20 protein-coding genes are annotated in these 22,843 nt (G+C 63.8%); 10 read left to right on the top strand and 10 right to left on the bottom strand.

Annotated features, from left to right (window positions below; genetic code table 11):
* Positions 1-47: 47 nt before the first annotated feature.
* From NYR97_RS07935 to NYR97_RS07890, 10 genes are all read right to left on the bottom strand, one after another.
* Positions 48-944, bottom strand: coding sequence for a DUF58 domain-containing protein (locus NYR97_RS07935; protein WP_316697426.1), 897 nt, complete (start codon positions 942-944; stop codon positions 48-50).
* Between the two features lie 13 nt (positions 945-957).
* The gene (locus NYR97_RS07930; protein WP_316697425.1) at positions 958-1,950 is read right to left on the bottom strand and encodes an AAA family ATPase; all 993 of its coding nucleotides are present in this window, start codon (positions 1,948-1,950) and stop codon (positions 958-960) included.
* 101 nt (positions 1,951-2,051) lie between these two features.
* The gene (locus NYR97_RS07925; RefSeq protein WP_316697424.1) at positions 2,052-2,864 is read right to left on the bottom strand and encodes a DUF4159 domain-containing protein; all 813 of its coding nucleotides are present in this window, start codon (positions 2,862-2,864) and stop codon (positions 2,052-2,054) included.
* Entirely contained in the window at positions 2,861-4,195 is a 1,335-nt protein-coding gene (locus NYR97_RS07920) for a TldD/PmbA family protein (protein WP_316697423.1), read from the bottom strand. The genes NYR97_RS07925 and NYR97_RS07920 overlap by 4 nt, the downstream gene beginning before the upstream one ends.
* Before the next feature lie 14 nt (positions 4,196-4,209).
* Complete coding sequence (locus tag NYR97_RS07915; RefSeq protein ID WP_316697421.1) at positions 4,210-5,844, bottom strand: TldD/PmbA family protein; 1,635 nt, start codon at positions 5,842-5,844, stop codon at positions 4,210-4,212.
* 1,331 nt (positions 5,845-7,175) lie between these two features.
* Complete coding sequence (locus tag NYR97_RS07910) at positions 7,176-8,804, bottom strand: TldD/PmbA family protein (protein WP_316698090.1); 1,629 nt, start codon at positions 8,802-8,804, stop codon at positions 7,176-7,178.
* Positions 8,805-9,332: 528 nt separating this feature from the next.
* On the bottom strand, positions 9,333-9,794 hold the full coding sequence (locus NYR97_RS07905) for a hypothetical protein (protein ID WP_316698088.1): 462 nt from the start codon (positions 9,792-9,794) through the stop codon (positions 9,333-9,335).
* A 227-nt stretch (positions 9,795-10,021) separates the two neighbouring features.
* Positions 10,022-10,489: a LuxR family transcriptional regulator gene (locus NYR97_RS07900; protein ID WP_316698086.1), complete on the bottom strand. Its 468-nt coding sequence runs from the start codon at positions 10,487-10,489 to the stop codon at positions 10,022-10,024.
* A gap of 309 nt (positions 10,490-10,798) precedes the next feature.
* Positions 10,799-11,815: a class 1 fructose-bisphosphatase gene (locus tag NYR97_RS07895; RefSeq protein WP_316697419.1), complete on the bottom strand. Its 1,017-nt coding sequence runs from the start codon at positions 11,813-11,815 to the stop codon at positions 10,799-10,801.
* A gap of 250 nt (positions 11,816-12,065) precedes the next feature.
* Positions 12,066-13,268 (bottom strand): amino acid aminotransferase, encoded by a 1,203-nt coding sequence (locus NYR97_RS07890; protein ID WP_205393165.1) that lies wholly within the window; start codon positions 13,266-13,268, stop codon positions 12,066-12,068.
* A gap of 156 nt (positions 13,269-13,424) precedes the next feature.
* On the opposite strand from NYR97_RS07890, the gene NYR97_RS07885 reads away from it, so the two are divergent.
* From NYR97_RS07885 to NYR97_RS07840, 10 genes are all read left to right on the top strand, one after another.
* Positions 13,425-15,560 carry a TonB-dependent receptor family protein gene (locus tag NYR97_RS07885; protein ID WP_316697417.1) on the top strand — a complete coding sequence of 712 codons (2,136 nt, stop codon included), beginning with the start codon at positions 13,425-13,427 and terminating at the stop codon, positions 15,558-15,560.
* Between the two features lie 149 nt (positions 15,561-15,709).
* The gene (locus tag NYR97_RS07880; protein WP_316697416.1) at positions 15,710-16,009 is read left to right on the top strand and encodes a hypothetical protein; all 300 of its coding nucleotides are present in this window, start codon (positions 15,710-15,712) and stop codon (positions 16,007-16,009) included.
* 126 nt (positions 16,010-16,135) lie between these two features.
* Positions 16,136-16,516 (top strand): cupin domain-containing protein, encoded by a 381-nt coding sequence (locus NYR97_RS07875; RefSeq protein ID WP_006450226.1) that lies wholly within the window; start codon positions 16,136-16,138, stop codon positions 16,514-16,516.
* 352 nt (positions 16,517-16,868) lie between these two features.
* Positions 16,869-17,348: a hypothetical protein gene (locus NYR97_RS07870; RefSeq protein WP_316697415.1), complete on the top strand. Its 480-nt coding sequence runs from the start codon at positions 16,869-16,871 to the stop codon at positions 17,346-17,348.
* Positions 17,349-17,590: 242 nt separating this feature from the next.
* Positions 17,591-19,120 carry an aldehyde dehydrogenase gene (gene adh / locus NYR97_RS07865; protein WP_316697414.1) on the top strand — a complete coding sequence of 510 codons (1,530 nt, stop codon included), beginning with the start codon at positions 17,591-17,593 and terminating at the stop codon, positions 19,118-19,120.
* Positions 19,121-19,307: 187 nt separating this feature from the next.
* Positions 19,308-20,189, top strand: coding sequence for a LysR family transcriptional regulator (locus NYR97_RS07860; RefSeq protein ID WP_205393170.1), 882 nt, complete (start codon positions 19,308-19,310; stop codon positions 20,187-20,189).
* A gap of 225 nt (positions 20,190-20,414) precedes the next feature.
* A complete protein-coding gene (locus NYR97_RS07855; RefSeq protein WP_205393171.1) occupies positions 20,415-20,987 on the top strand; it encodes an isochorismatase family protein in 573 nt (190 codons plus the stop codon).
* Between the two features lie 86 nt (positions 20,988-21,073).
* Positions 21,074-21,511: a cupin domain-containing protein gene (locus NYR97_RS07850; RefSeq protein ID WP_316697412.1), complete on the top strand. Its 438-nt coding sequence runs from the start codon at positions 21,074-21,076 to the stop codon at positions 21,509-21,511.
* 42 nt (positions 21,512-21,553) lie between these two features.
* The gene (locus tag NYR97_RS07845; RefSeq protein WP_205393173.1) at positions 21,554-22,045 is read left to right on the top strand and encodes a cupin domain-containing protein; all 492 of its coding nucleotides are present in this window, start codon (positions 21,554-21,556) and stop codon (positions 22,043-22,045) included.
* Positions 22,046-22,339: 294 nt separating this feature from the next.
* Complete coding sequence (locus NYR97_RS07840) at positions 22,340-22,786, top strand: Rrf2 family transcriptional regulator (RefSeq protein ID WP_168959197.1); 447 nt, start codon at positions 22,340-22,342, stop codon at positions 22,784-22,786.
* Positions 22,787-22,843 lie beyond the last annotated feature (57 nt).

Here is a 22,843-nt window from a genome sequence, read left to right as displayed (position 1 = left end):
CGCGATGAGGTGCAATGACGGTACCTCGCTGAGGCAGGTGTATTGGCTCATCGCCGCGCACCCTGCCCAAACAGGTGGCGCAATGCCGCGTCGTGTGGTGCATCCAGATAATGCAGCGCATGCGCAATGCCGGCCGCTTGCCAGCGGGCCTGCCGCGCGCGCTGTGCATCGCCGAAACGCTGCACGTATGCGGCGCGCATTGCGGCGCCATCGCCGAGCAATTCTTCGCCGGTTTCCGGGTCGCGGAAGCGGTGCCCGCCGCTGAAGCTGAAATCGCGTTCGTCGCAGGTCAGCACTTGCAGCTGGATCACTTCGCGGCGTGCGGCGGCAAGTTTTTCCAGCGCGCCGACCAATTCTTCATCGAAGCCATCGCCGATCGACAGCACCAGCGCATGTGCGGCGATGCGTTCCCACAGCGGGCGCAGCGCATCCATGCCGGGCCAACGCCCGCCGGCGCGCAGACGCTGCAAGGCCAGCCAGAGTCGGTCGCGTTGGCGTGGACCGCCGCCTGCCGGCACCGCCACCAGGCCATCGCCGTGCACGGCGAACAAACCGACCTGATCGCCCTGGCGCAGCGCCACTTCGGCAGCGCATGCGGCCAAGGTCGCCATCGCCTGCAAGCGCGTGTAGGCAGGGCGCGCCTGATCTGCCTGGCCAGCGGAGGCGGTGGCATCGAGCAACAACCACAGCGTGAGCGGGCTTTCGCGCTCGGCTTCGCGCACGAAGAAGCGGTCCGAGCGCGCGTAGAGTTTCCAGTCGATCTGGCGCAAGGCATCGCCGGGTTCGTAAGCGCGGTATTGCGAAAATTCCAGCCCCGCACCACGGTTGCGGCTGGCGTGCTGGCCGATACCGTGCGCGCCCTGCGCGTGGCGCGCGCGCAGCTGCAAACCGCGCAGGCGGCTGCGCAGCTCGGCAGGAATCAACGCCGGCAGGTCCACGCTCACGCCGCTGCGCGCCTCACGCCGAGAACGGCACGGCGCGCAGCAACGTTGCGACCACATCGTCGGCGCTGCGTTGTTCGGCCTCGGCCGCAAACGACAGCAGCAGGCGGTGGCGCATCACTGGCGCTGCGAGCGCAATGACATCCTCGCGCGTGGCGGCAAAGCGGCCGTGCAGCAATGCGCGTGCCTTGGACGCGAGCACCAGCGATTGCCCGGCGCGCGGGCCGGCGCCCCATCGGATCCATTGACGCACCTCGTCGCTGGCCTGCGGGCCGGGCCGGCTGGCGCGCACCAGGCGATTGATCCAGGTCAGCAGATCCGCGCCCACATGCACTTGCCGCACCTGTTGCTGCAGCGCCAACACGTTGTCTGCGTCCATCACCACCGGCACCTGCGCAGTTGCGGTGCCGGTGGTCTGGGTGAGGATGTCGCGCTCTTCCTGCTCGCTGGGGTAATCGACGCGCACATGCAGCAGGAAGCGATCCAGCTGCGCTTCCGGCAGCGGATAGGTGCCGGCCTGTTCGATCGGGTTCTGCGTGGCCAGCACGAAGAACGGCGCCGGCAGCGCATAGGTGGTGCCGGCGTAGCTGACGGTGCGCTCGCTCATCGCTTCCAGCAATGCGGCCTGGGTCTTGGGCGGGGTGCGATTGAGTTCGTCGGCCAGCAGCAGATTGGTGAAGATCGGGCCTTGCTGGAAACGGAACTGCCGATGCCCGGTGCCGTGATCTTCTTCCAGCAGCTCGGTGCCCAGAATGTCGCTGGGCATCAGATCGGGGGTGAACTGCACGCGGCGGAACTGCAGCTCCAGCGCCTGCCCCAGCGAGCGCACCAGCAGCGTCTTGCCCAGGCCGGGCGCGCCTTCCAGCAGGCAGTGGCCGCCGGCCAGCAGGCCGATCAGCAATTGCTCCACCACCGCGTCCTGGCCGACCACCGCCTGGGCCAGGGCCGTACGCAGCGCGCCGAGTTGGGAGAGCTGTGCGGTGAGGATGTCGTCGTTGGGGGAAGTCATGGGAAACGTCTCGTTATGGAACTGCTGGCGTAGGAGCGCGCTTGCGCGCGATGCGCCACCGGTAAATCCTCATCGCGCGCAAGCGCGCTCCTACACGGCGGTCAATTGGTCAACGCATACATCACGATGTTGACGCCGAACCTGGTGTTGTCTTCTGCCAGAAACCGCTTGTTGCGCCAGTCGTAATCCCATTCGCAGCCGTAGTCCTTGTTGCTGTACAACACGCCGAGCCGGCCATCGATGCTGATGCCCCTGAGGTAATCGTGCACCAGATCGTCGCCCCAGCCGTTGAGCTCGAAGTTGGTAGCCGGCGGGCCATCGGGGAATTTGAAGAACGCGTTGTAGAGGCGATGGCTCTTGGGCAACTTCTGTAGCGCGGTCTTGCCGAAGATCGAGGCCATCTGCACCTCGAACGAGGTGGCGAACAGGCCATCGATATCGTGATTGCAATCGTCCACGAACACGAAACCGCCATTGCGCACATAGCGCTCGAAGTTGCGCCGCTCGGCCGGATTGAACTCCACCAGCTTGTGCCCGGCCAGATAGCAGAACGGCGCCTGCAACATGCGCGGATCGGCCAGATCCAGCACGTGTTCCTGCGGGTCCACGCGTAGCTGGGTGTAATCGATCAGCGAGGTGATCAGATTGGACGGCATGCGCGCATCCACATCCCAATCGCCGGAGTCGTAACGCAGCCGGGTGAACCAGAAATCGTAGTTGCCGGCCGCGCGTGCACGCAGCGGTAGCGCCAGGGTGGCGACGCTACCGAGCAGCAGACCGAGGAAATGGCGACGCGATGTCGTGGCCGGGAGGGAACCGGGAAGCGGAAGCGCGGGGAAACAATCCGGTTGGCAAGAGCGGCGCCTGCTCTCCCATTCCCGATTCCCCACGCCCGATTCCCGGCTCCTACTCACACCGCATCCGACAACGAGGTAAACGTAAAGTCGCGCAACCGCATCGGCGGAATCATCATCACGAAGTTGGATTCGTCACCGGCCACACGCACCGGCTTGCCCAGTTCGTCGATGTTGTTGAGCATGATCACCGGCGATTCGTTGAAGCGGAAATTCTTCACCGGGTACTTGATCTGCCCGTTCTCGATGTAGAAGGTGCCGTCGCGGGTCAGACCGGTGAGCAGCACGGTCTGCGGGTCGACCATGCGGATGTACCAGGTGCGCGTGACCAGGATGCCCTTCTCGGTGCCGCGCACCAGCTCGGCGATGTTCTTGTCGCCGCCGGCCATCAGCAGGTTGCCCGGCTCGCCGATCGCGCGCTTGCCGTTCTTCTGCGCCCAGTAGCGCGAATACTGCAGGTTGGCGATCTTGCCGTTTTCCACGATCGACATCTTCTCGCGCGGCAGGCCTTCTTCGTCCCACGGCAACACTGCCGCACGCGCATCCCAGGGGTCGGCGGTGATGTTCACGCGCGGGTCGTAAACCTGCTCGCCGAGCTTGTTGCCACCGCCCTTCTTGGACAGGAAGCTGCGGCCTTCATCGGCGCGGCGTGCGTCGAAGAAATTCATCATGAACGAGATCAGCCCCGCAGCGGCGGCCGGCTCCAGAATCACCGTGTACTTGCCCGGTTCCAGCGCCTTGGCCTCGGCCGAATCGCTGGCCTTGCGCATCGCGATGCGGATGTCCTGCTCGGCCTTGAAGTCGGCGGCATCTTTCAGATTGCGCCCCACCCAGCCCGAGCCGCGGCCGTCTTCGGTACGCACGGTGCAGGTGTAGTCGAAACGGGCGCCACGCTGGTAGCCGAAATTGCCCTTGCTGTTGGCGAATGCGGTAAAGCTCTGGCCATCCTCGAGAAAGCCGGCCGCGATCAGCCCTTTGCCCTTGCACGGCGCGATCGAATCGGCGGCCACCTGCGCGCGAAACGCCGGGTCGATGGCCGCAGTGGAGTCGCTGAAGGTTGGGCTGGGCTTGTAGGTCTGCTTGTCCACCGCCGGCATGAACTCCGGGTTTTCCGGGGCCAGCCGGGCCAGATCTTCGGCACGTCGCACCACGCGCTCCAGCGAGGCGTCGTCGAACTCGTTGATGGTGGCCACGCCCACGCGCTTGCCGAACGCCACCTGCACCTGCAGGTCGGTATTGTCGACAATGCCGCTGGTGGAGACGTTGTTGAGCGCAAAACGGATGTTGCCGTCGATCGAGCCGGTGAGCTGTGCGGTGCACTCATCGGCTTTGGACAGTTTGATGACCTTGTCCAGAATGGCCTTGGCCTGCGCTTCGGTAAGGATGCTCATGTGGGTTTCTCCTGTTAGCCGAGCGAGCGGGCGGTGCTGATGACATTGATGCCATCGAAGCGAGCGGTGGACGAACCATGCGAGACCGCCGACACCTGCGCCGGCTGGCCCTTGCCATCGAAGAACGAGCCGCCCAGGCGGTAGTCGCGTTGATCGGCCACCGCGCTGCAGGCATTCCAGAATTCCGGGGTGCGGATCTGGTAGGCCACGTCCTCGAGCATGCGGGTGATCGCACCGTTCTTGATCTCGTAGAACAACTGGCCACCGAACTGCGCGTTGTAGCGCTGCTGGTCGATGGAGAACGAGCCGTCGCCGATGATGTAGATGCCGTTTTCCACGTTCTTGATCAAATCGCTCACGCTCAACGGTGTCTTGCCGGCCGCCAGCGAGACATTGGCCATGCGCTGGAACTGCACGCTGGACCACGACTCGGCATAACAGCAGCCATCGGAGGCGGTCTTGCCGAGGATATGCGCCTGATCGCGGATGGCCTGGTAGTCCACCAGCTTGCCATCGCGGATCAGATCCCACTGCTTGGTCTTGACGCCTTCATCGTCGTAGCCCACCGCGCCCAGGCTGCCGGCTTGCGTCTTGTCGGCCAGGATATGCACCTTGTCGCTGCCGTACTGAAACCCGGCCTTGAGCTTGTCGAGCGTGGCGAAGCTGGTGCCGGCGTAGTTGGCCTCGTAGCCGAGCACGCGGTCCAGTTCCAGCGGGTGGCCGACCGACTCGTGGATGGTGAGCCAGGTATGCGAGGGGTCCAGCACCAGATCGTATTTACCCGGCTTCACCGACGGCGCCTTGAGCTTTTCCTGCGCCTGTTTGGCCGCCGCAATGGCGTCTTCCTTCATGTCGTAGGACAGGCCGTAATTGACCACACCATTGGGCGAGACGAACTTGCCCGAGGCCGCGCCATCGAGATATTCGTAGCCCAGGCCCATCGGTGCAGATAGCCCGTCGCGGGTGCGGAACTTGCCGCTGGCCTTGTCGATGGCGGTCACGCTCATCGGTGCCCAGATGCGGTGCATGTCCTGGTCGATGTAGGAGCCATCGGTGCTGGCGAAGTACTTCTGCTCGTTGACCACGAACAGCATTGAGTTGACGAAGTTGGCGCCGGCCGCGGTGGCGGCGGCATTGACGCCGAGCAGCAGGTCGACCTTGTCCTTGATCGGCACTTCCATCGCGTTCTTCTTGATCGGCGTCTTCCAGCTCACCTCGCCCACGCCGGGGGTGGGCGCCAGTTGCACGGGGGTGCCCTGCACCTTGGCATTGGCCTTGGCGATCGCGGCGGCCTGCGCGGCCGCCTTGGCTACGCCCTGTTCGGTGAGATCGTTGGTGGCGGCAAAGCCCCAGGCACCGGCCACGAGGACGCGGATACCCGCACCGATGGATTCGGTGTTGACCACGTTCTGCACCTTGTCCTCGCGGGTAATCACGAACTGGCGCAGATAGCGGCCGATGCGCACATCGCAATAGCTCGCGCCGGCCTGACGGGCGGCGTTGAGGCCGGCATCGGCCAGGCGCTTCTTGCGGCCCACATCCAGTTGCGTCAACAGCTGCTCGGCGGCAATGGCCTTGCCGAAGTAGGCAGGCACGATCAGCCCACCCATGGTCAGCCCGGTCAGGGCCAGGAAATCACGTCGTTGCACGGGCAACTCCCCAATAGTCCCGCGCGGCGCGCAGGTAGTCTGGTGACGCACAGATGGGTATCTGCACGGTATCGCCGATTCTTGCCGGGCAATGAACGCTGCGTCAAATGACTTTCGGCATGGGTGCAGCGGCAATCGCTGTGCTCGCATGAGTCGAGCGGCACACGCTGCCTGCATGCAAATGTGGCGAGCGGGGCTGGTTGCGTGTGCTTGCTGCGCCATCGCGTCGACACGCGATGTGATCGATGACAGGCGTGCATTATCTTATTGGCGATCGTGCAATGCGCGACGCGCACGCCATCGTGCGCAGTGCCTGCTTCATACGGCTCGGAGAGGCCAAAGATGAAGCGATCGTTTGCGGTTTGGCTGCAGGGCCCTTGCCCGCCCACCATCGCGGGACACGCCGCAAGTACGTCCCTGTAGGCTCTTACGCGACATCCATGCCGCGTAAGGTCCCGCGACGGTGGGCGGGCAAGGACCAGTCGAGATGGTCGGAATGCACGGTTGCAAGGCATGACGTGCGCTGTCTGGATGACTGCGCGTCCGATCAGCTTCGCAACGCAACGAGATCAATAGGCAGGCTTTCAACAAAGTAACCGACTCACTTTCTGGTGCGGTGTCCTCGCCGATTGTGGGACCGTGTGGCGGCATGGATGCCGCCACCGAGCCTACATGGACGTACTTGCGGCGTGTCCCGCGAGCGGCGAGGGCACCGCGCACTCGATTGACCATGCTTTTGACCTACAGCGTTTGAATGTATCTAAACGACACCATAACTCGATGTCTTTGTTGCTATGAGCTGATTGAACAATGCAGACGCTTCAGCAGCAGGGCAATAGGGCTGCAACTTCGCTGCAGGGTCCTTGCCCGCCCACCATCGCGGGACACGCCGCAAGTACGTCCCTGTAGGCTCTTACGCGGCATCCATGCCGCGTAAGGTCCCGCGACGGTGGGCGGGCAAGGACCAGTCCAGATGGTCGGTGTGCATGGTTGCAAGCAAGACGTGACGGGTGCTGTTTGAATAACCCCGCGTCGGATCATCTTCGCAACCCAAGACGATCAACCTGCAGGCTTAAAAAAAGCTACCGACAAACTCTCTGGTGCGGTGTCCTCGCCGATTATGGGACCGTGTGGCGGCATGGATGCCGCCACCGAGCCTACATGGACGTACTTGCGGCGTGTCCCGCGAGCGGCGAGGGCACCGCGCACTCGACTGACCAAGCTTTTGATCGCACCTAAACGACGCAACGACTCGTTGAGATTGGAGGTGTGTCTACTTGCAACCAGGACAGCTCTAACAAAGCGACCTACAAACCGTTTGTTGGCAGCTCTCAGCCCAACGAACGCGCGGTATTGATCACGTTGATGCCATCGAAGCGTGCGGTGGACGACCCGTGCGATACCGCCGACACCTGGCTGGGTTGGCCCTTGCCATCGAAGAACGAGCCGCCCAGGCGGAAGTCGCGTTGATCGCAGACTGCGCTGCAGGCATTCCAGAATTCCGGCGTGCGGATTTGATAGGCACCGTCTTCCACCAGCCGCGTGACCTGGCCGTTCTCGATCTCGTAGAACAGCTGCCCGCCGAACTGCGCGTTGTAGCGCTGCTGGTCGATCGAATACGAACCGCGCCCGTGGATATACAACCCGCGCTCCACGTTCTTGATCATCTCGGCAACGCCAAGCGGTTGTTTGCCTGCGGCCAGCGACACATTGGGCATGCGCTGGAACTGCACGCTGGACCAGGAGTCGGCATAGCTGCAGCCGTCGGAGGCGGTCTTGCCGAGCAGATGCGCCTGATCGCGTGTGCATTGGTAATCGACCAGGATGCCGTCCTTCACCAGCTCCCACTGCTTGCTCTTGACGCCCTCATCGTCGTAGCCGACCGTGCCCAGGCTGCCGGGCTGGGTGCGGTCGGCGACGAAGGTCACCGCATCGCTGCCCCAGCGGAACCCGGCATCGCGCTTGTCCAGCGTGGCGAAGCTGGTGCCGGCGTAGTTGGCCTCGTAGCCGAGCACACGATCGAGCTCGAGCGGGTGGCCCACCGACTCGTGGATGGTGAGGAACAGATTGCTCGGGTCGATCACCAGATCGTATTTGCCGGCCTTCACCGAGGGTGCGGTGAGTTTGGCGCGCGCCTGTCTGGCGGCAGCAATCGCATCTTCGCGCGCGTCGTAGCGATGGCCGTAGCCGATGAGTCCGCCAGGCAACTGGTGCTTCTGGCTGGCGTCGCCATCGAGATATTCGTAGCCCATGCCCATCGGCGAAGACAGCCCGTCGCGGGTGCGGAACTTCCCGCTGGCCTTGTCCACCGCGGTGACGGTGAAGGGCAGCCACAGCCGGTGCACATCCTGATCGATATAGGAGCCATCGCTGCTGGCGAAGTATTTTTGCTCGTTGATGGCAAACATGCGCGAGGCCACGAAGGTGGCGCCGGCGTTGAGCGCGGCCGCATTGACGTCCATCAGCAGCGCCACCTTGTCCTGCAGGGGCACTTCCATCGCATTCTTCCGGATCGGCGTCCTCCAGCTGACCTGCCCGGCCGGCGTCACCGGTGCCAGCTGCACCGGAGCACCGCCCAGCCGTGCGTTGGCCTTGGCGATCGCCACTGCCTGCCGCGTGGCAGTGGCCACGCCATCGCTGGTGAGCGTATTGGTGGCCGCAAAGCCCCACGCACCATCGGCCAGCACGCGCACGCCCACGCCGCTGGATTCGGCGTTGACCACGTTCTCCACCTGTGCCTCGCGGGTGATCACGAACTGGCGTAGATACCGGCCCACGCGCACATCGCAATAGCTCGCACCTGCCGCCTTGGCGGCGGTCAGCGCGGTGTCGGACAAGCGCCTGCTGCGCGCGGCATCGTTGGGCGTGAGCAACTGTTCGGCGGCGATCAGGCGCATGTTCGGCAACAGCAAGCCGGCAGCGCCGATGCCCGACAGGGTGAGGAAGGTACGACGGTCCAGGGCGGTTCTCCATTGAAGGCGCGCGACACGACCCCCGCCGTGCCAGCCCCGAGACTGGCCGGTGTGGGCGTTGGCGGTCAAGAGGACAGTGGCGGCGTCTGGTTCCAGGCGGCGACGCGGCGGCGTACCGAGACGTGGCCACCAGCGTGCTGTGCCAGGTGAGCGCGTGCGGTGTGGAGACCGATGACGCACGGCATCTCGCTCGGCGCGCGGCTACCGCCAAGGCAGCGGCAGCGCGTGTCGCTATGCGGTTGGGCGCGGTTGCCGGGGCTGGTGCGCGCCTGTTGCGCCCACGAATGCACAACTACCGCAGCTTGACTGTCGATGGAAGCGTGTGCGGCAACGTGCCCTGGCATGCAACATGTGGTCATCGGTTCGCGCCATGGATCGAAAGCTGGCTGGTCAAGCGCGTGCCACGCGAATGCGCATGGCGGCACCCTGCGCCGCGCGACATCCTTCAGTCCAGCATGTCTTGCGTTTGGCGTGCGCCGCAAGGAACACCACAACCAGACGCCGCAGCTGCGCGTTTTACGGCAATTTCCTGGTGTATTGATACAGCCCGCCGGCGAATGCGGCCCAGACGATGGTGGATCCAAAGAATAGCGTCGCCCACGAGGAATGGGTTAGCTCCGGGGAATTGCCAAGCCAATAAAGGCAACAGTCCACGATCGCCGCGCTGATTGCCCCGGCCAGGGCCGCGTAGCGGGGATGCGCGTGCTTCAGCCTGGGAATCAAGTGCAATACCGGAACGCCCACAACCAGAAATACAGGCAAACCCATGACGAACGAGATACCAAAAAAGCCAGACAGAAGGCCGCCGCCTGCAGCATCAGCACCGCCGAAAATAAGTGCCACGATGAATAGGATAATGCCGCTGAAAACCGACGCGGTAAGGCAGGCGTAGATCGAGACGGCGAGAATCTTCAAGCCCGCCTTCGCCATCCGTGCCATGGCTGGCAAGAGCGCCGTGCGCTGAAGCGGCCGCGTCATGCCGGCCGCATCGCAATGAACGTCGTACTCGAAATCAACACGCCAGTTCTCCAATGCGGGTGCGGGCGCCGTCATCACGCCTGTCTGCACATCATTTCCCTCACGGGGATCTCCTGCGCCTTTTCACTTGTGCCAGGCGGACAACGCAGCGTGAAAGGCCTGCCGTCGCATTGCGAGGTCTTCTCAAACATCGCGTCGCGCCATGATGCGGCGCGACGCGATGTCGCTTACTTGCTCTGACGTTGCGCGCGCTTGAAATACGCCGTGCGCATCATCGGGTTGCCGTCCTTGAAGTAGGCTTCGATCTCGGTCATGACCTTGCCGTCGGCGCTGACCGTATAGGTGCGTGTGGATGCCGGCACGCCTCGATACATCAACTGCATGACCAGCACGCCCGGCTCGGGCATTTTGACGGCGGCACGATCGACCAGGTAGGTGCCGGATGCCTTGCCCGGCGTGCCGTCCAGCAACAGCGTGGATTGGGCCTGCAGCGTCTTGTTGTCGTGTTCGATGATCTCGGCGCTGGTGGCCCACTTGTTGCCTGGAACCTGTTTGAACTCCAGGACGACACGTTTGGGTCGTACCGCTGCTGGCATCGGCAGGCTGCTGGTGTCCAGCAGCCAGGTTCCGACCAGTGGCGAGGTTGCGGTTGATGCGGAGAAGGCGGGTGTGGCTTGCAACATGACGGCAGCCACCAGTGCAACGCATGCGGTTTTCATGAGAATTCCCTTATCGATATGTGATCCCTGCGGGCAGTCAGGCGACTGCTTGCAAGGCATTGCGCGTAGAGATCGACTTCCCGTAGACCGTCCCACTCCGGCCCGAGGGCGATACTCCCCGCCGCCCGGTGGTGAGTCAACTGACTGCACGATGTGGCTGTTGGCACAGCGTTCGCTGCTCCAATGAATCATTGGCTGGGCAATCGACCTGCGCCACACGCAAAGACACCCGCACTCGGCGGGTGTCTTGAGTAAATCGGCATTGCTGGTCGCTAAGCCAAAACCTCAGCCCTGCGCCTTATCCGCATCCAGGTGATACCGCGTCGCCTCAGCCACCTCATTCTTCGATCCCAAGAACACCGGCACACGCTGATGCAGTTGTGTGGGCTGGATGTCGAGAATGCGCTCGCGCCCCGTGGTCGCCGCGCCGCCGGCCTGTTCCACCAGCATGCTCATCGGGTTGGCTTCGTACATCAGGCGCAGCTTGCCGGGCTTGGATGCGTCCTTCTTGTCCCAGGGGTAGATGAAGATGCCGCCGCGGGTGAGGATGCGGTGCACGTCGGCGACCATGCTGGCGATCCAGCGCATGTTGAAGTCCTTGCTGCGCGTGCCGTCCTTGCCGGCCAGCAGATCGCCCACATAGGCCTGCATGGCCGGTTCCCAGTGGCGCTGGTTGGACATGTTGATGGCGTATTCGGCGGTGTCCTCTGGCACGCGCATATTGGCTTGCGTCAGCAGGAAGCTGCCTTCCTCGCGCTCCAGGGTGAAGGCGTGGGTGCCGTGGCCGAGCGTGAGCACCAGCATGGTGCTGGGGCCGTAGATGCAGTAGCCGGCGGCGACCTGCTTGGTGCCCGGCTGCAGGAAGTGTTCGTCGCCGGGCTTGTCGGTGCCCTCGGGGGCGCGCAGCACCGAGAAGATGGTGCCCACCGAGACGTTGACGTCGATGTTGGAGCTGCCATCGAGCGGGTCGAACAGCAGCAGGAAGTCGCCGCTGGGGTACTGGTCGGGCACCGGCTGGCTGTGGTCCATCTCTTCGGACGCGCACGCGGCCAGATGGCCACCCCAGGCGTTGGCTTCGAGCAGGATGTCGTTGCTCAGCACGTCGAGCTTCTTCTGCGCCTCGCCCTGCACGTTGCCGGTGCCGGCATCGCCAAGCACGCCGCCCAGGGCGCCCTTGCTCACGGCGATGGAAATGCGCTTGCAGGCGCGCGAGACGATGGTGATCAGCTGGCGCAATTCCGCATCGATACGGCCGGCGTGTTGCTCTTCGATCAGGAAGCGGGTCAGCGAGGGACGCGACATGGGGGCGGGCAGCCTGTGTAGGAAGTGGTCCGCCATTGTCGCCATTGCGCCGTTAGATTTCGATCACTTGATGCGCGTTTTGCAGCAAACCTGATCGAACGTGCGCGAATGTGTTGCCGACAACATGGGCTACCGGCAGGTACCACTGGCGGTTTGAGCGTCTCTGCGCGGCTGCAAGGGCGGCGAACAAGCACAAAAAACCGGGAGGCTCGCGCGCTCCCGGTTTGTGCGTTTCACCCAACTGCGGCGCTTACATGCGGCTGACGGTGGCCACCGCCTGTGCCACGTATTCCAGGTTGCGCTGGCTCAGCGCGGCCACGCAGATGCGGCCGGTGCCGACGGCGTAAATCGCGAACTCGTCGCGCAGGCGGTCGACCTGGGTCCTGGTCAGGCCCGAGTACGAGAACATGCCGGCCTGGCGCTGGATGAAGTCGAACTCCGGCGCGCCCAGCGTGGCGAGCTTGGCGACCAGGCCCGCGCGCAGGGCGTGGATGCGCTCGCGCATTTCGGTGAGTTCCTGCTCCCACAGATCGCGCAGCTCCGGGCTGGTCAGCACGCCGGCCACCAGCGCGGCGCCGTGCGTGGACGGGCTGGAGTAGATCGTGCGGATGATGCGCTTGACCTGCGACTGCACGGCCTTGGCTTCGGCCGCCGTGGCCGAGACCACCGACAACGCGCCCACGCGCTCGCCATACAGCGAGAACGACTTGGAGTAGGAACTGGCGACCACGTAGCTGTCGATGCCTTCGGCGGCGAGCAGGCGCACCGCGTACGCATCGGCCTCGATGCCCTTGTCGAAACCCTGGTAGGCGATGTCGACGAACGGGAACAGGTTGCGCTCCTTCAACACGCCGGCGACCTGCTTCCATTGCTCCTTGGTCAGGTCGGCGCCGGTCGGGTTGTGGCAGCAGGCGTGCAACAGCACCACCGTGCCCGGCTCGAGTTTTGCCAGATCGGCGAGCATGCCGTCGAAGTTCAGCCCATGGCTGGCGGCATCGAAATAGGTGTAGTCCACGACCTCGAAGCCGGCCGCGCCGAACACCGCGCGATGGTTTTCCCAGCTCGGGTTGCTGATGGCGATGGTGGAGGTGGGCAGCAGCTTCTTGAGCAGGTCCGCGCCCACGCGCAAGGCGCCGCTGCCGCCGACGGTCTGCGAGGTCGCCACGCGGCCGGAGGCCACCAGCGCCGACTCGGCGCCGAACAACAGCTCCTGGGTGGCCTTGTCGTAGGCGGCCAGGCCGTCGATGGGCAGGTAGCCGCGCGGTTTGGCCTCCAGCGCGAGCTGCTGCTCGATCTTGTGCACGGCGCGCAACAGCGGGATGCGCCCGTTTTCGTCGTAATAGATGCCCACGCCCAGATTGACCTTGTTGGGGCGGCTATCGGCGTTGTAGGCCTCGGTCAGGCCCAGGATGGGGTCGCCTGGAACCTGTTCCACGTTTGCAAAGAAGGACACGGCATGACTCGCTGAAGGACGAAAGAGTGAGGGACTTCCGGGTGCTTGACCGCGGCTGGGCCAAACCACTTCATCGTAGCAGCCTATGGCGGGCGTAGCATGCTTCGTTCCGTACGCAACAATGCGCCCGCAGTACGGATGAGGGACACTACGCCCATGCCCAGACTCACCTTGTTGGCCGCCGCGTGCGGCCTGTTCGCCACGAGCGCCGCGCCGCTCGCCCTGGCCGCCGACACGGCGCCGTCGTCCACACCGATCCAGCGCTTGCCCACCGTGCAGGTGGACGCCGCGCGCGTGCACGGGGTGGATGACTTCGACCTGCCGGCCTCGTTCACCGTGGTGGCGGCCGACGACGACAACCGCCGCGGCGCGCAGGTGTCCGAGCTGCTCGACGGCATCCCCGGCCTGGTGGCGCGCGACCGCCAGAACTACGCCCAGGACACCCAGCTATCGATCCGCGGCTTCGGTGCGCGCTCCACCTTCGGCGTGCGCGGCGTGCGCCTGCTGGTGGACGGCATCCCGGCCAGCATGCCCGATGGGCAGGGCCAGCTCTCGCACTTCAACGTGCTGGGCGCCGAGCGGGTGGAGGTGCTGCGCGGGCCGTTCTCGGCGCTGTACGGCAACTCCTCCGGCGGCGTGCTGCAACTGTGGAGCGCCGACGGCGCCCCAAACGACCCCTGGCGGCTGCGTGCCACCTACGGCAGCAACGCCACCGTCAACGTGGGCGCGCAATTGCTCGGCCAGCAGGGCGCGGTGCACTACAACCTGGCCGCCAATCACTTCGAAACCGACGGCTTCCGCGCCCATAGCCGCGCCAGGCGCGATTCGGTCAACGCCAAGCTCGGCTTCGATCTGGCCGAGGGCCGCCGGCTGGACCTGGTGCTCAACTATCTGGACGCACCGGATGCGCAGGACCCGCTCGGGCTGACCCGCGCCCAGTTCACTGCCGACCCGGCCCAGGCCACGGCGGTGGCCACCCAGTTCAATACCCGCAAATCGGTGCGCCAATCGCAGGCCGGGGCCATCTTCACCCAGCAGTTCGACAGCCAGACGCTGCGGCTGATGGCCTACGGCGGGCAGCGCAGCGTGGAGCAGTATCTGGCGATCCCGGTGGCGGTGCAGCGCAATCCGCTGCATTCGGGTGGGCTGATCGATCTGGACAGCAATTACGAAGGTGCCGACGCGCGTTGGGCCTGGCAGGGCGACGCGTTGGGCCGGCCGCTGCAACTGACCGTGGGCGCCAATGTCGATCGCCAGCGTCAGCACCGCACCGGTTACGAGAACTTCGTCGGCGACACGCTTGGGGTCAAGGGCGCGCTGCGTCGTAACCAGCGCGACCAGGTCGAGAACGTGGACCAGTTCGCGCAGCTGTGGTGGCAATGGAGCGATCGCTGGTCGACGTTGCTGGGCGTGCGCCACAGCGAAGTGCGCTTCGACTCGGACGACCGCTACATCGTTGGGCGCAATCCCGACGACAGCGGCCGGCGCGATTATTCGGCGACCACGCCGGTGGCCGGCATCGTGTTTCGCGCCGCCGACGACCTGCGTTTCTACGCCTCGGTGGGACGCGGCTTCGAAACGCCCACCTTCAACGAACTGGGGTATCGCAGCGATGGCGGCGCCGGCCTGGCGCTGGATCTGGGCGCGGCGACCAGCCGCAACTACGAAGTCGGCAGCAAGTGGCGCGCGCAAAGCGGCGCGGCGGTGGAACTCGCGCTGTTCCGCGCTGACACCGACGACGAACTGGCGGTGGCCAGTAACACCAATGGCCGCAGCACCTACCGCAACATCGGCGCCACCCGCCGCCAGGGCGCGGAGCTGAGCTGGAATCAACCGGTGGGCGACACCCAGCAAGTGCAGCTGGCCTATACCTTCGTCGATGCCACCGTGCGCGATGGCTATCTCACCTGCGCCAGCAGCGGCTGCGCCACACCCACCGCACCAGTGGCCAGCGGCGCGCGCCTGCCGGGTGTGCCGCGTCAGCAGCTGTTCGCACGCTGGCAGTGGCAGCCGATGCAATGGCAGTTCGCCGCCGAAACGGTGGCCTCCGACGCCACCGTGGTCAACGACCTGGCTACCGAACGCGCACCGGGCTATGCGCTGGTCAATCTGGAAGCGTCCCGGAGCTGGACCACCACGCTGGGCGGGCTGCGCACCTTCGCGCGCATCGACAACGTGCTGGATCGGCACTACGTCGGCTCTGTCATCGTCAACGACGGCAACGGACGCTATTACGAGCCGGGTCCGGACCGCACCTATACGGTGGGGCTGCAGTGGGATTTCGGCGGCTGAGTTACCGGCAGGCGGTGCGCATCCAACGATACGCACATTGCCCGTAGGAGCGCCCCCGGGCGCGACGAAGCCTTCCCGATAACACGCGCGTCGCCACGCAACGGCCACAGCAGCGCAATTGCATCTCCAACACCACCCCAGGCCCCACCATGATCGTCATCGATCACGCCCCCGCAGACTGGTTTCTCCTGCACGAGGACAACCGCTACTGGCTGGACATCAACTGCGCGATCTCGGCCACCGGCTTCTCGCTCCTGCTGGCATTGAACGCAACCGAGCAGGCCGATGTGCTGGCAGACGGACATGCCGCCTGCGCACGACTTGCTGCGCAGGTGCAATGGCAGCCGCACGCCTTTGTCGCGCGCGATGTCAGCGCCAGTCACGGTGCGCAGGTCAGCGCCGCCGTGCAAGCGTGGCGCGCGGCAGAGACCCGCACTGCGTGTGCATGAGCGCGCATCGCGCCGGGCAAACCGGTCGCGTTGTTGATTGAGCGTCGCTGCAATGCGCCGCACTCTGCAGCAGTGACTGTGCGCAATACGATGCACTAAGCTTGCAGGCGAATTCCCGCCACAAGGATGTTTCCGTTGAACACGCGCTACGCCCCGATCGATTTCAGCGACAAGCTCGCCCTGCTGTCGCAGCACTGGTCCCCGCGTGTCGTGGCGGAAATGAACGACTACCAGTTCAAGCTGGTCAAGCTGCAAGGCGCCTTCGTGTGGCATCAGCATGCGGACACGGACGAGGTGTTCATCGTGCTGGACGGCAACATGTCGATCGAGTTTCGCGATGGCGTGGTGGCGCTGTCGGCCGGGCAGATGCATGTGGTGCCCAAGGGTGTCGAACACCGGCCGGTGGCGGAACAGGAATGCAGCGTGTTGCTGGTGGAGCCGCGCGGCGTGGTCAATACCGGCGATGCGGGCGGCGCCTACACCGCAGACAACGACGTCTGGATCTGATCGCTGTGCGGTGCGTGCGTGCGGGTGCAAAGCGCTGATCTGGGGCTTGGTTGCAGGGCCCTTGCCCGCCCACCATCGCGGGACACGCCGCAAGTACGTCCATGTAGGCTCTTACGCGGCATCCATGCCGCGTAAGGTCCCGCGACGGTGAGCGGGCAAGGACCAGTGGAGATGGTCGGTGTGCTTGGTTGGGAGTAGTGCATGCCTGTGAGTTGCATGGCACGCAACCAGCTCTGCATGACACTTATCAGTGCAACCACTAAGTGGCACGACATCGCTGCAGGGCCCGCGGTTAGCCGGTTGTGAGGTGCGTGCTACGCTCGGTCCTCTCACACAATGCATGGAGCACGTGATGAAGTTCTTGGCAGCAATGTCGATTGCGGTGTTTGGCACGAACAGCCTGTTGGCCAGTGCCGCTACGCCTGCGGAACAGGGCGATTTGCGTGTGACGCGCACCTATCCGGCAAATAGTCCGGCGGTGGCGCAAGTGCATCGCTGGTTGCTGGAGCAGCCGTCCAGGCTAAAGCCTCCGGCAAGCGCCGCCGAATTAGGCCAGGTGCGGACCAGCTACTTCACGCACGCGCCAGGAGCCGATCGGCGCACGGATCTGACCAGCACAGAGGTTGCCTTCCCTGTGCGTGGTCATAGCGGTGATGAGGTCGGCATTGATGCGTGTGGCGTCGGTATTCGCCATCAATGGAAGTACCGATGGATGTCGTCGTCGGCAAACGCCGGTTGGCGGTTGCTGGATTACCAATTCAAGCAGGTGCAAGACTGTGATGCCGCCATGGCGGATCCCGGGTTCTTCAAGCCGGCCGCACCGCGCGGCTGAGATGAGCGTGCACAGCTGCTTGCGGCGCATCGTGTCGCACGTTGCGAGTGCTGCACGCAGCAAGCCGGGCACCAGTTATCTCAGTGCACGCAATGATGCGCTGCAGCGCACTTTCCACAGCTGCGTACGATAAGGACGGCTGTGCCGCAATGACGCAGCGCAACAGCGCATGACATGACATTGCGCTATCACTTGCGCGGGTATACACTGTTCGCATCGGACCATCGCAGCAGGAGACCATGATGAATGCGCTTCCCTCCACCAAGCCGTTGAATACCGACCCGACCTCGATTTTCAAACCGCGCTACGACAACTTTATTGGCGGTGCGTGGGTGGCGCCGGCGAGCGGCCAATACTTCGACAACACCACGCCGATCAGCGGCAAGGTGTTCACCTCGATCGCGCGCTCCAACGCGCAGGACATCGAAGCGGCGCTGGATGCGGCGCATGCGGCCAAGGAGGCATGGGGCAAGACCTCCACCACCGACCGCGCCAACGTGTTGCTCAAGATCGCCGACCGCATCGAGCAGAATCTGGAACTGCTCGCCTACGCCGAGACCTGGGACAACGGCAAACCGGTGCGCGAAACGCTCAACGCCGATGTGCCGTTGTGCGTGGATCACTTCCGCTATTTCGCTGGTGCCATTCGCGCGCAGGAAGGCGGCATTTCCGAGATCGACAGCGATACCATCGCCTATCACTTCCACGAACCGTTGGGCGTGGTCGTGCAGATCATTCCGTGGAATTTTCCGCTGCTGATGGCGTGCTGGAAACTGGCACCGGCGCTGGCCGCCGGCAACTGCGTGGTGATAAAGCCGGCCGAGCAGACACCGGCATCGATCCTGGTGTTGATGGAAGTCATCGGCGACCTGTTGCCGCCCGGCGTGCTCAACGTGGTCAATGGCTTCGGTCTGGAAGCGGGCAAGCCGCTGGCCAGCAACCCGCGCATCGCCAAGATCGCCTTCACCGGCGAAACCACTACCGGCCGGCTGATCATGCAGTACGCCAGCCAGAACCTGATCCCGGTGACGCTGGAGCTGGGTGGTAAATCGCCCAACATCTTCTTTGCCGATGTGATGGCCGAAGACGACGATTTTCTTGACAAGGCAGTGGAAGGCTTCGTGCTGTTCGCCTTCAATCAGGGCGAGGTGTGCACCTGCCCCTCGCGCGCGCTGATCCAGGAAGCGATCTACGACAAGTTCATGGAAAAAGCGCTCGCACGCGTGGCGGCGATCAAGCAAGGCAACCCACTCGATCCCAACACCATGGTCGGCGCGCAGGCTTCCAGCGAGCAGCTGGAAAAGATTCTGGCCTACATCGATATCGGCAGACAGGAAGGCGCCGAAGTATTGATCGGTGGCGAGCGCAACACGCTCGATGGCGAGTTGGCCGATGGCTTCTACGTCAAGCCAACCGTGTTCAAGGGCCACAACAAGATGCGCGTGTTCCAGGAAGAGATCTTCGGCCCGGTGGTGTCGGTGACCACCTTCAAGGACGAGGCCGAGGCGCTGGCGATCGCCAACGACACGCTCTACGGCCTGGGCGCAGGCGTGTGGAGTCGCGATGCTTCACGCCTGTACCGCATGGGCCGCGCGATCCAGGCCGGGCGCGTGTGGACCAACTGTTACCACGCCTATCCGGCGCATGCCGCGTTCGGCGGTTACAAGCAGTCGGGCATCGGCCGCGAAAATCACAAGATGATGCTCGACCATTATCAGCAGACCAAGAATCTGCTGGTGAGCTATTCGCCGAAGGCACTTGGGTTTTTCTGAGAGTTGTCGCTTTTGGCAACACGCATAGCCCAAGAGTGGCATCGTCGGCACACCGGCGGTGCCACTCTTGTCTTGTGGAGCAACAGCTCCATGTTGTGCTCGACAGCATCGCCATCGTTGGTCGACGCCGCCCCCTATCACCCGATCGGCGCAACGCTGACCACATCTGGCAAGGTCGAGGAACTGTATGGATATCGAGGATCTGCAAACGTTCGTGGAGATCGCCAAGGCCGGCGGCATCTCGCACGCCGCGCGGCGGCTGGCGGTTTCCAAATCGATCGTCAGCCGCCGGCTGGCCCGGCTCGAAGACGAGCTCGGCACCCAGCTGATCGCGCGGACCACGCGCGGTGCGGCGCTTACCGATGCCGGTTCGATCCTCCTTGAGCATGCCGCGACCGCAGTGGCAGAAATGGAAGCCGCGCGCGACGCCATTCTTCCTGCCGGCGATCTGCGTGGGCTGTTCCGGGTCTCGGTGCCGGTTTCACTCGGCCCATCGCATCTGGCGCCCGTTTTGATAGAACTGGCACGCCAAAACCCTGCGCTGCGGATTAGCACCAGTCACTCCGATCACTTTGTCGACATCGTTGGCGAAGGCTTCGATTGCGCTGTGCGCATCGGGCAGTTGCCCGATTCCTCGCTGCAGGCGCGACGGGTGGGCCTAGTAAAGACCTGGATCGTCGCCAGCCCGGATTATGTGCGCACGCACGGGTCGCCTGAAACGTTTGAGGAACTCGCCACGCATGAGGCGCTGTTGCAAGGCACCGAAAACTGGCAGTTCGTCGACGCAGGCAAGCAACACGCGTTCCGGCCGCAAGGCCGGTACAAGGCGGACAGTGGCCATGCACTGACCTCTGCTGTACTGGCGGGGCTGGGCGTGGCCGCACTCCCCGACTTTCTGATCCGCAAGTCGTTGGCCGCCGGTCGCTTGGTGCCGGTGATGAAGCAGCACCGGCTGGTCGATATCGGCGTGTTCGTGGTGCGTCCACCGGGTGCAAATCCTACCCGTAAGGTGACAACGTTCACCGACATGCTGATCGCGCATTTCAACGCGTCCCAGGACGACTGCTGACGATAGGGAAGCGCTATCGCGTGTCTGTTTGAAGGGAGTTCGCTAGGCCGTCACCGGCCTGGCGTGTTTCGGTTTTGGCGACAGACAAGTGCGGCCCGCGCGACTACCGGGCGGTCAGGTGCGTGACTATATTTCCCGGGCAGCAAGCACACCCGACGCCATATCCAATTTGATTGGTCACCTGGGTCGGCTTTCGCTCTGCCCCTTCCGGATCTAGAGACCTACATGCACAGCACTGCTTTCACCCCCGAAAATGCCGCCATGTTGCTGATCGATCACCAGCTCGGCACGATGGCATTCACACACTCGCACGACCTGAACCTGGTCAAGTCCAACACCGTAAAGCTGGCCAAGATCGCCGCAGCGCTGGAAATCCCGGTGCTGCTGACCACCAGTATGGAAGACCGTGCTCCGGGTCCTCTGATGGCCGAGCTGGAAGAAATCCTGCCCGCAGCCCATGCTGCACGCGTCAAGCGTCCGGGCATCGTCAATGCGATGCACCATCAGGGCTTCAATGACGCGGTCAAGGCACTTGGCCGCAAGAAGCTGTTCGTGGCCGGTATCACCACCGAGATTTGCGTGCTGTTCCCAGTGCTGCAGATGCTCGAAGAAGGCTACGAGGTCCAGGTATCGGCGGATGCATCGGCCTCAGGTACCAAGTACGGCGACGACCTCGCCCTGCGTCGCATGGAAAATGCAGGTGCAGTCATCACCACGGTCGACCAGATCATCGCCGAGCTGGCAGTGGACTGGACCAGCGTCAACGGCCAGAAGCTGATGCCGATCCTCAATTACTGATCTGTTGACAGAGCCATGGCCGCCTGTCATTGCGCCAAGCAGCGGCAGGCAGGGCCAACGAGGAGATGCACCATGAGGGGTCGGTCATGCCGATCACGGGGCCGGCTGTCGTCATCCTTGGGCATTACGAGGGCAAGACAAGCCCAGTGCGCTCGCCGTCAGGCATCACCTATCTAATGGTGACGTTGAGTGCCGGCCAAGCCTGGACGTATACGCCACCTGCCGGGCAGGACGTGGCCTGGCTTGCGGTCAGCCACGGGGCGGTCGCCTGCGACCAACAGGTCAGGCGCGGCCAGATGGCGATCTTCGATGGCATAGGCGCGATCGAGCTGATCGCCTCGCCAGACGGTGCGCGCTTTGTCATCGCCTCGGCGGTGCCGCATCCGCATGCGCTGGTGATGGGCAATTATTCGGTGCATACCAACCGCGCTGCATTGGACGCTGGCGAGCGACGAATTGCAGAACTCCAGGCGCGTCTGCCGGTGCATCGCGCTGCCGGCCCGGTTCCGGTATTCCAGGGCTGACCGGCATCGGCCAGTACCCATTTACTCAACAAAGAGCATTCGATGAACGAGCTTCAAGCAAGCATGGCGAATGGTTTTTCGGTTGATGCCGGCGAAGGCGAACGCGTGTGGTTCGTCGCCGACACCTTGATCTTCAAGGCCACCGCAGCAACTACCGACGGCAGTTACACGGTGGTCGAATGTCTCACTTCACCCGGCAATGGTCCGCCGCCGCATATCCATACCAACGAGGACGAATTCTGGTTCGTGCTCGATGGTACGTTCGAAATCCATATCGGCGATGCGGTGCACTCGGTGGGGCCGGGCGGCTTCGCCTTCGGGCCGCGCGGCATCATGCATCACTTCCGAAACACGGCCAGTACCCCGAGCCGCATCTTGCTGGGTTTCACCCCTGGAGGAATTGAAGATTTCTTCCGCGAGTCCGGGCAGCCTGTTACTAACGACGGCCCGCCACCTGCCGTGGATGCCGCCGAAATAGCGCGGATGAAAGCGGCTGCTGCGCGGCACGGCATCGTTTTGGCCTCTCATGATTAGCCTGCGCAGCGTCGCCGTTGCTGCAGTGACGCTGCAGCAGTGATGTATCCATCGCCATCGTGCGCAGTGATGGCGACACGGCCACTTGTTTGAGGAGACACTGCTTGACTAGCCATGTGTTGCCCATTACAGGTTTCGGCTCCATCGACCTACCGCAATGCCGCGCCCCCGGGCCTGCGGGGCGCTGGATGATCGATCCGCTCAAGCAATGCGCCAGCACGCGCGGCACAGACGTGTTGACAGCGCGATAAGTGTGTTGTAATGTTAGTTACACACATTCACAAGCAGGCCGACATGCCCACCAGCACCCGCTTCGTCGTTGCGGTCCACATCCTGACGGCACTGGCCGTCAGCGATGGCAAACCGCTGCGCTCCGAAGATCTGGCGTACTCGGCCAATACCGGGCCGGTCGTGGTGCGCTCGTTGTTGTCGCGTCTGGCCGAGGCCGGCCTGACCCGTTCGCAGCTCGGGGCGGGCGGCGGCGCCCTGCTTGCCAGGCAGGCGAAGACGATACGGCTGCTGGACGTCTATCAGGCCGTCGAGGATACCGAGTTGTTCCCTACGCATCGAACGCCACCTTGCGAGAACTGCGCAGTCGGCGGAAACATCCTCGAAGCGCTTGGCCCGCCGCTGGCGCGGGCACGCAAGGCGCTTGAAGCGGAGCTGGCAAAAACCAGTATTGCGTCGGTCGCAGCAGAGGTGGCACGGCTTGGAAAGTTTTCGATCCCGCTGGTTTGGTGAAGTTTTGCTAATAAATGTAATAGAGTAAGTGACACAATTATATTAAAGAGCTGTTTG

The sequence above is a fragment of the Xanthomonas hydrangeae genome, assembly GCF_032697525.1.
Lineage (GTDB): Bacteria > Pseudomonadota > Gammaproteobacteria > Xanthomonadales > Xanthomonadaceae > Xanthomonas > Xanthomonas hydrangeae.
This window is presented reverse-complemented; position numbering and strand designations above follow the sequence as displayed.

What these genes read in the sequence shown, in the direction of transcription:
- NYR97_RS07905 (WP_316698088.1), bottom strand. Translation starts at nt 9,794, where the DNA reads ATGACGCGGCCGCTTCAGCGCACGGCGCTCTTGCCAGCCATGGCACGG.
- adh (WP_316697414.1), top strand. Translation starts at nt 17,591, where the DNA reads ATGAATGCGCTTCCCTCCACCAAGCCGTTGAATACCGACCCGACCTCG.
- NYR97_RS07850 (WP_316697412.1), top strand. Translation starts at nt 21,074, where the DNA reads ATGCCGATCACGGGGCCGGCTGTCGTCATCCTTGGGCATTACGAGGGC.
- NYR97_RS07855 (WP_205393171.1), top strand. Translation starts at nt 20,415, where the DNA reads ATGCACAGCACTGCTTTCACCCCCGAAAATGCCGCCATGTTGCTGATC.
- NYR97_RS07880 (WP_316697416.1), top strand. Translation starts at nt 15,710, where the DNA reads ATGATCGTCATCGATCACGCCCCCGCAGACTGGTTTCTCCTGCACGAG.
- NYR97_RS07860 (WP_205393170.1), top strand. Translation starts at nt 19,308, where the DNA reads ATGGATATCGAGGATCTGCAAACGTTCGTGGAGATCGCCAAGGCCGGC.
- NYR97_RS07930 (WP_316697425.1), bottom strand. Translation starts at nt 1,950, where the DNA reads ATGACTTCCCCCAACGACGACATCCTCACCGCACAGCTCTCCCAACTC.
- NYR97_RS07920 (WP_316697423.1), bottom strand. Translation starts at nt 4,195, where the DNA reads ATGAGCATCCTTACCGAAGCGCAGGCCAAGGCCATTCTGGACAAGGTC.
- NYR97_RS07845 (WP_205393173.1), top strand. Translation starts at nt 21,554, where the DNA reads ATGAACGAGCTTCAAGCAAGCATGGCGAATGGTTTTTCGGTTGATGCC.
- NYR97_RS07870 (WP_316697415.1), top strand. Translation starts at nt 16,869, where the DNA reads ATGAAGTTCTTGGCAGCAATGTCGATTGCGGTGTTTGGCACGAACAGC.
- NYR97_RS07885 (WP_316697417.1), top strand. Translation starts at nt 13,425, where the DNA reads ATGCCCAGACTCACCTTGTTGGCCGCCGCGTGCGGCCTGTTCGCCACG.
- NYR97_RS07840 (WP_168959197.1), top strand. Translation starts at nt 22,340, where the DNA reads ATGCCCACCAGCACCCGCTTCGTCGTTGCGGTCCACATCCTGACGGCA.
- NYR97_RS07895 (WP_316697419.1), bottom strand. Translation starts at nt 11,815, where the DNA reads ATGTCGCGTCCCTCGCTGACCCGCTTCCTGATCGAAGAGCAACACGCC.
- NYR97_RS07875 (WP_006450226.1), top strand. Translation starts at nt 16,136, where the DNA reads ATGTTTCCGTTGAACACGCGCTACGCCCCGATCGATTTCAGCGACAAG.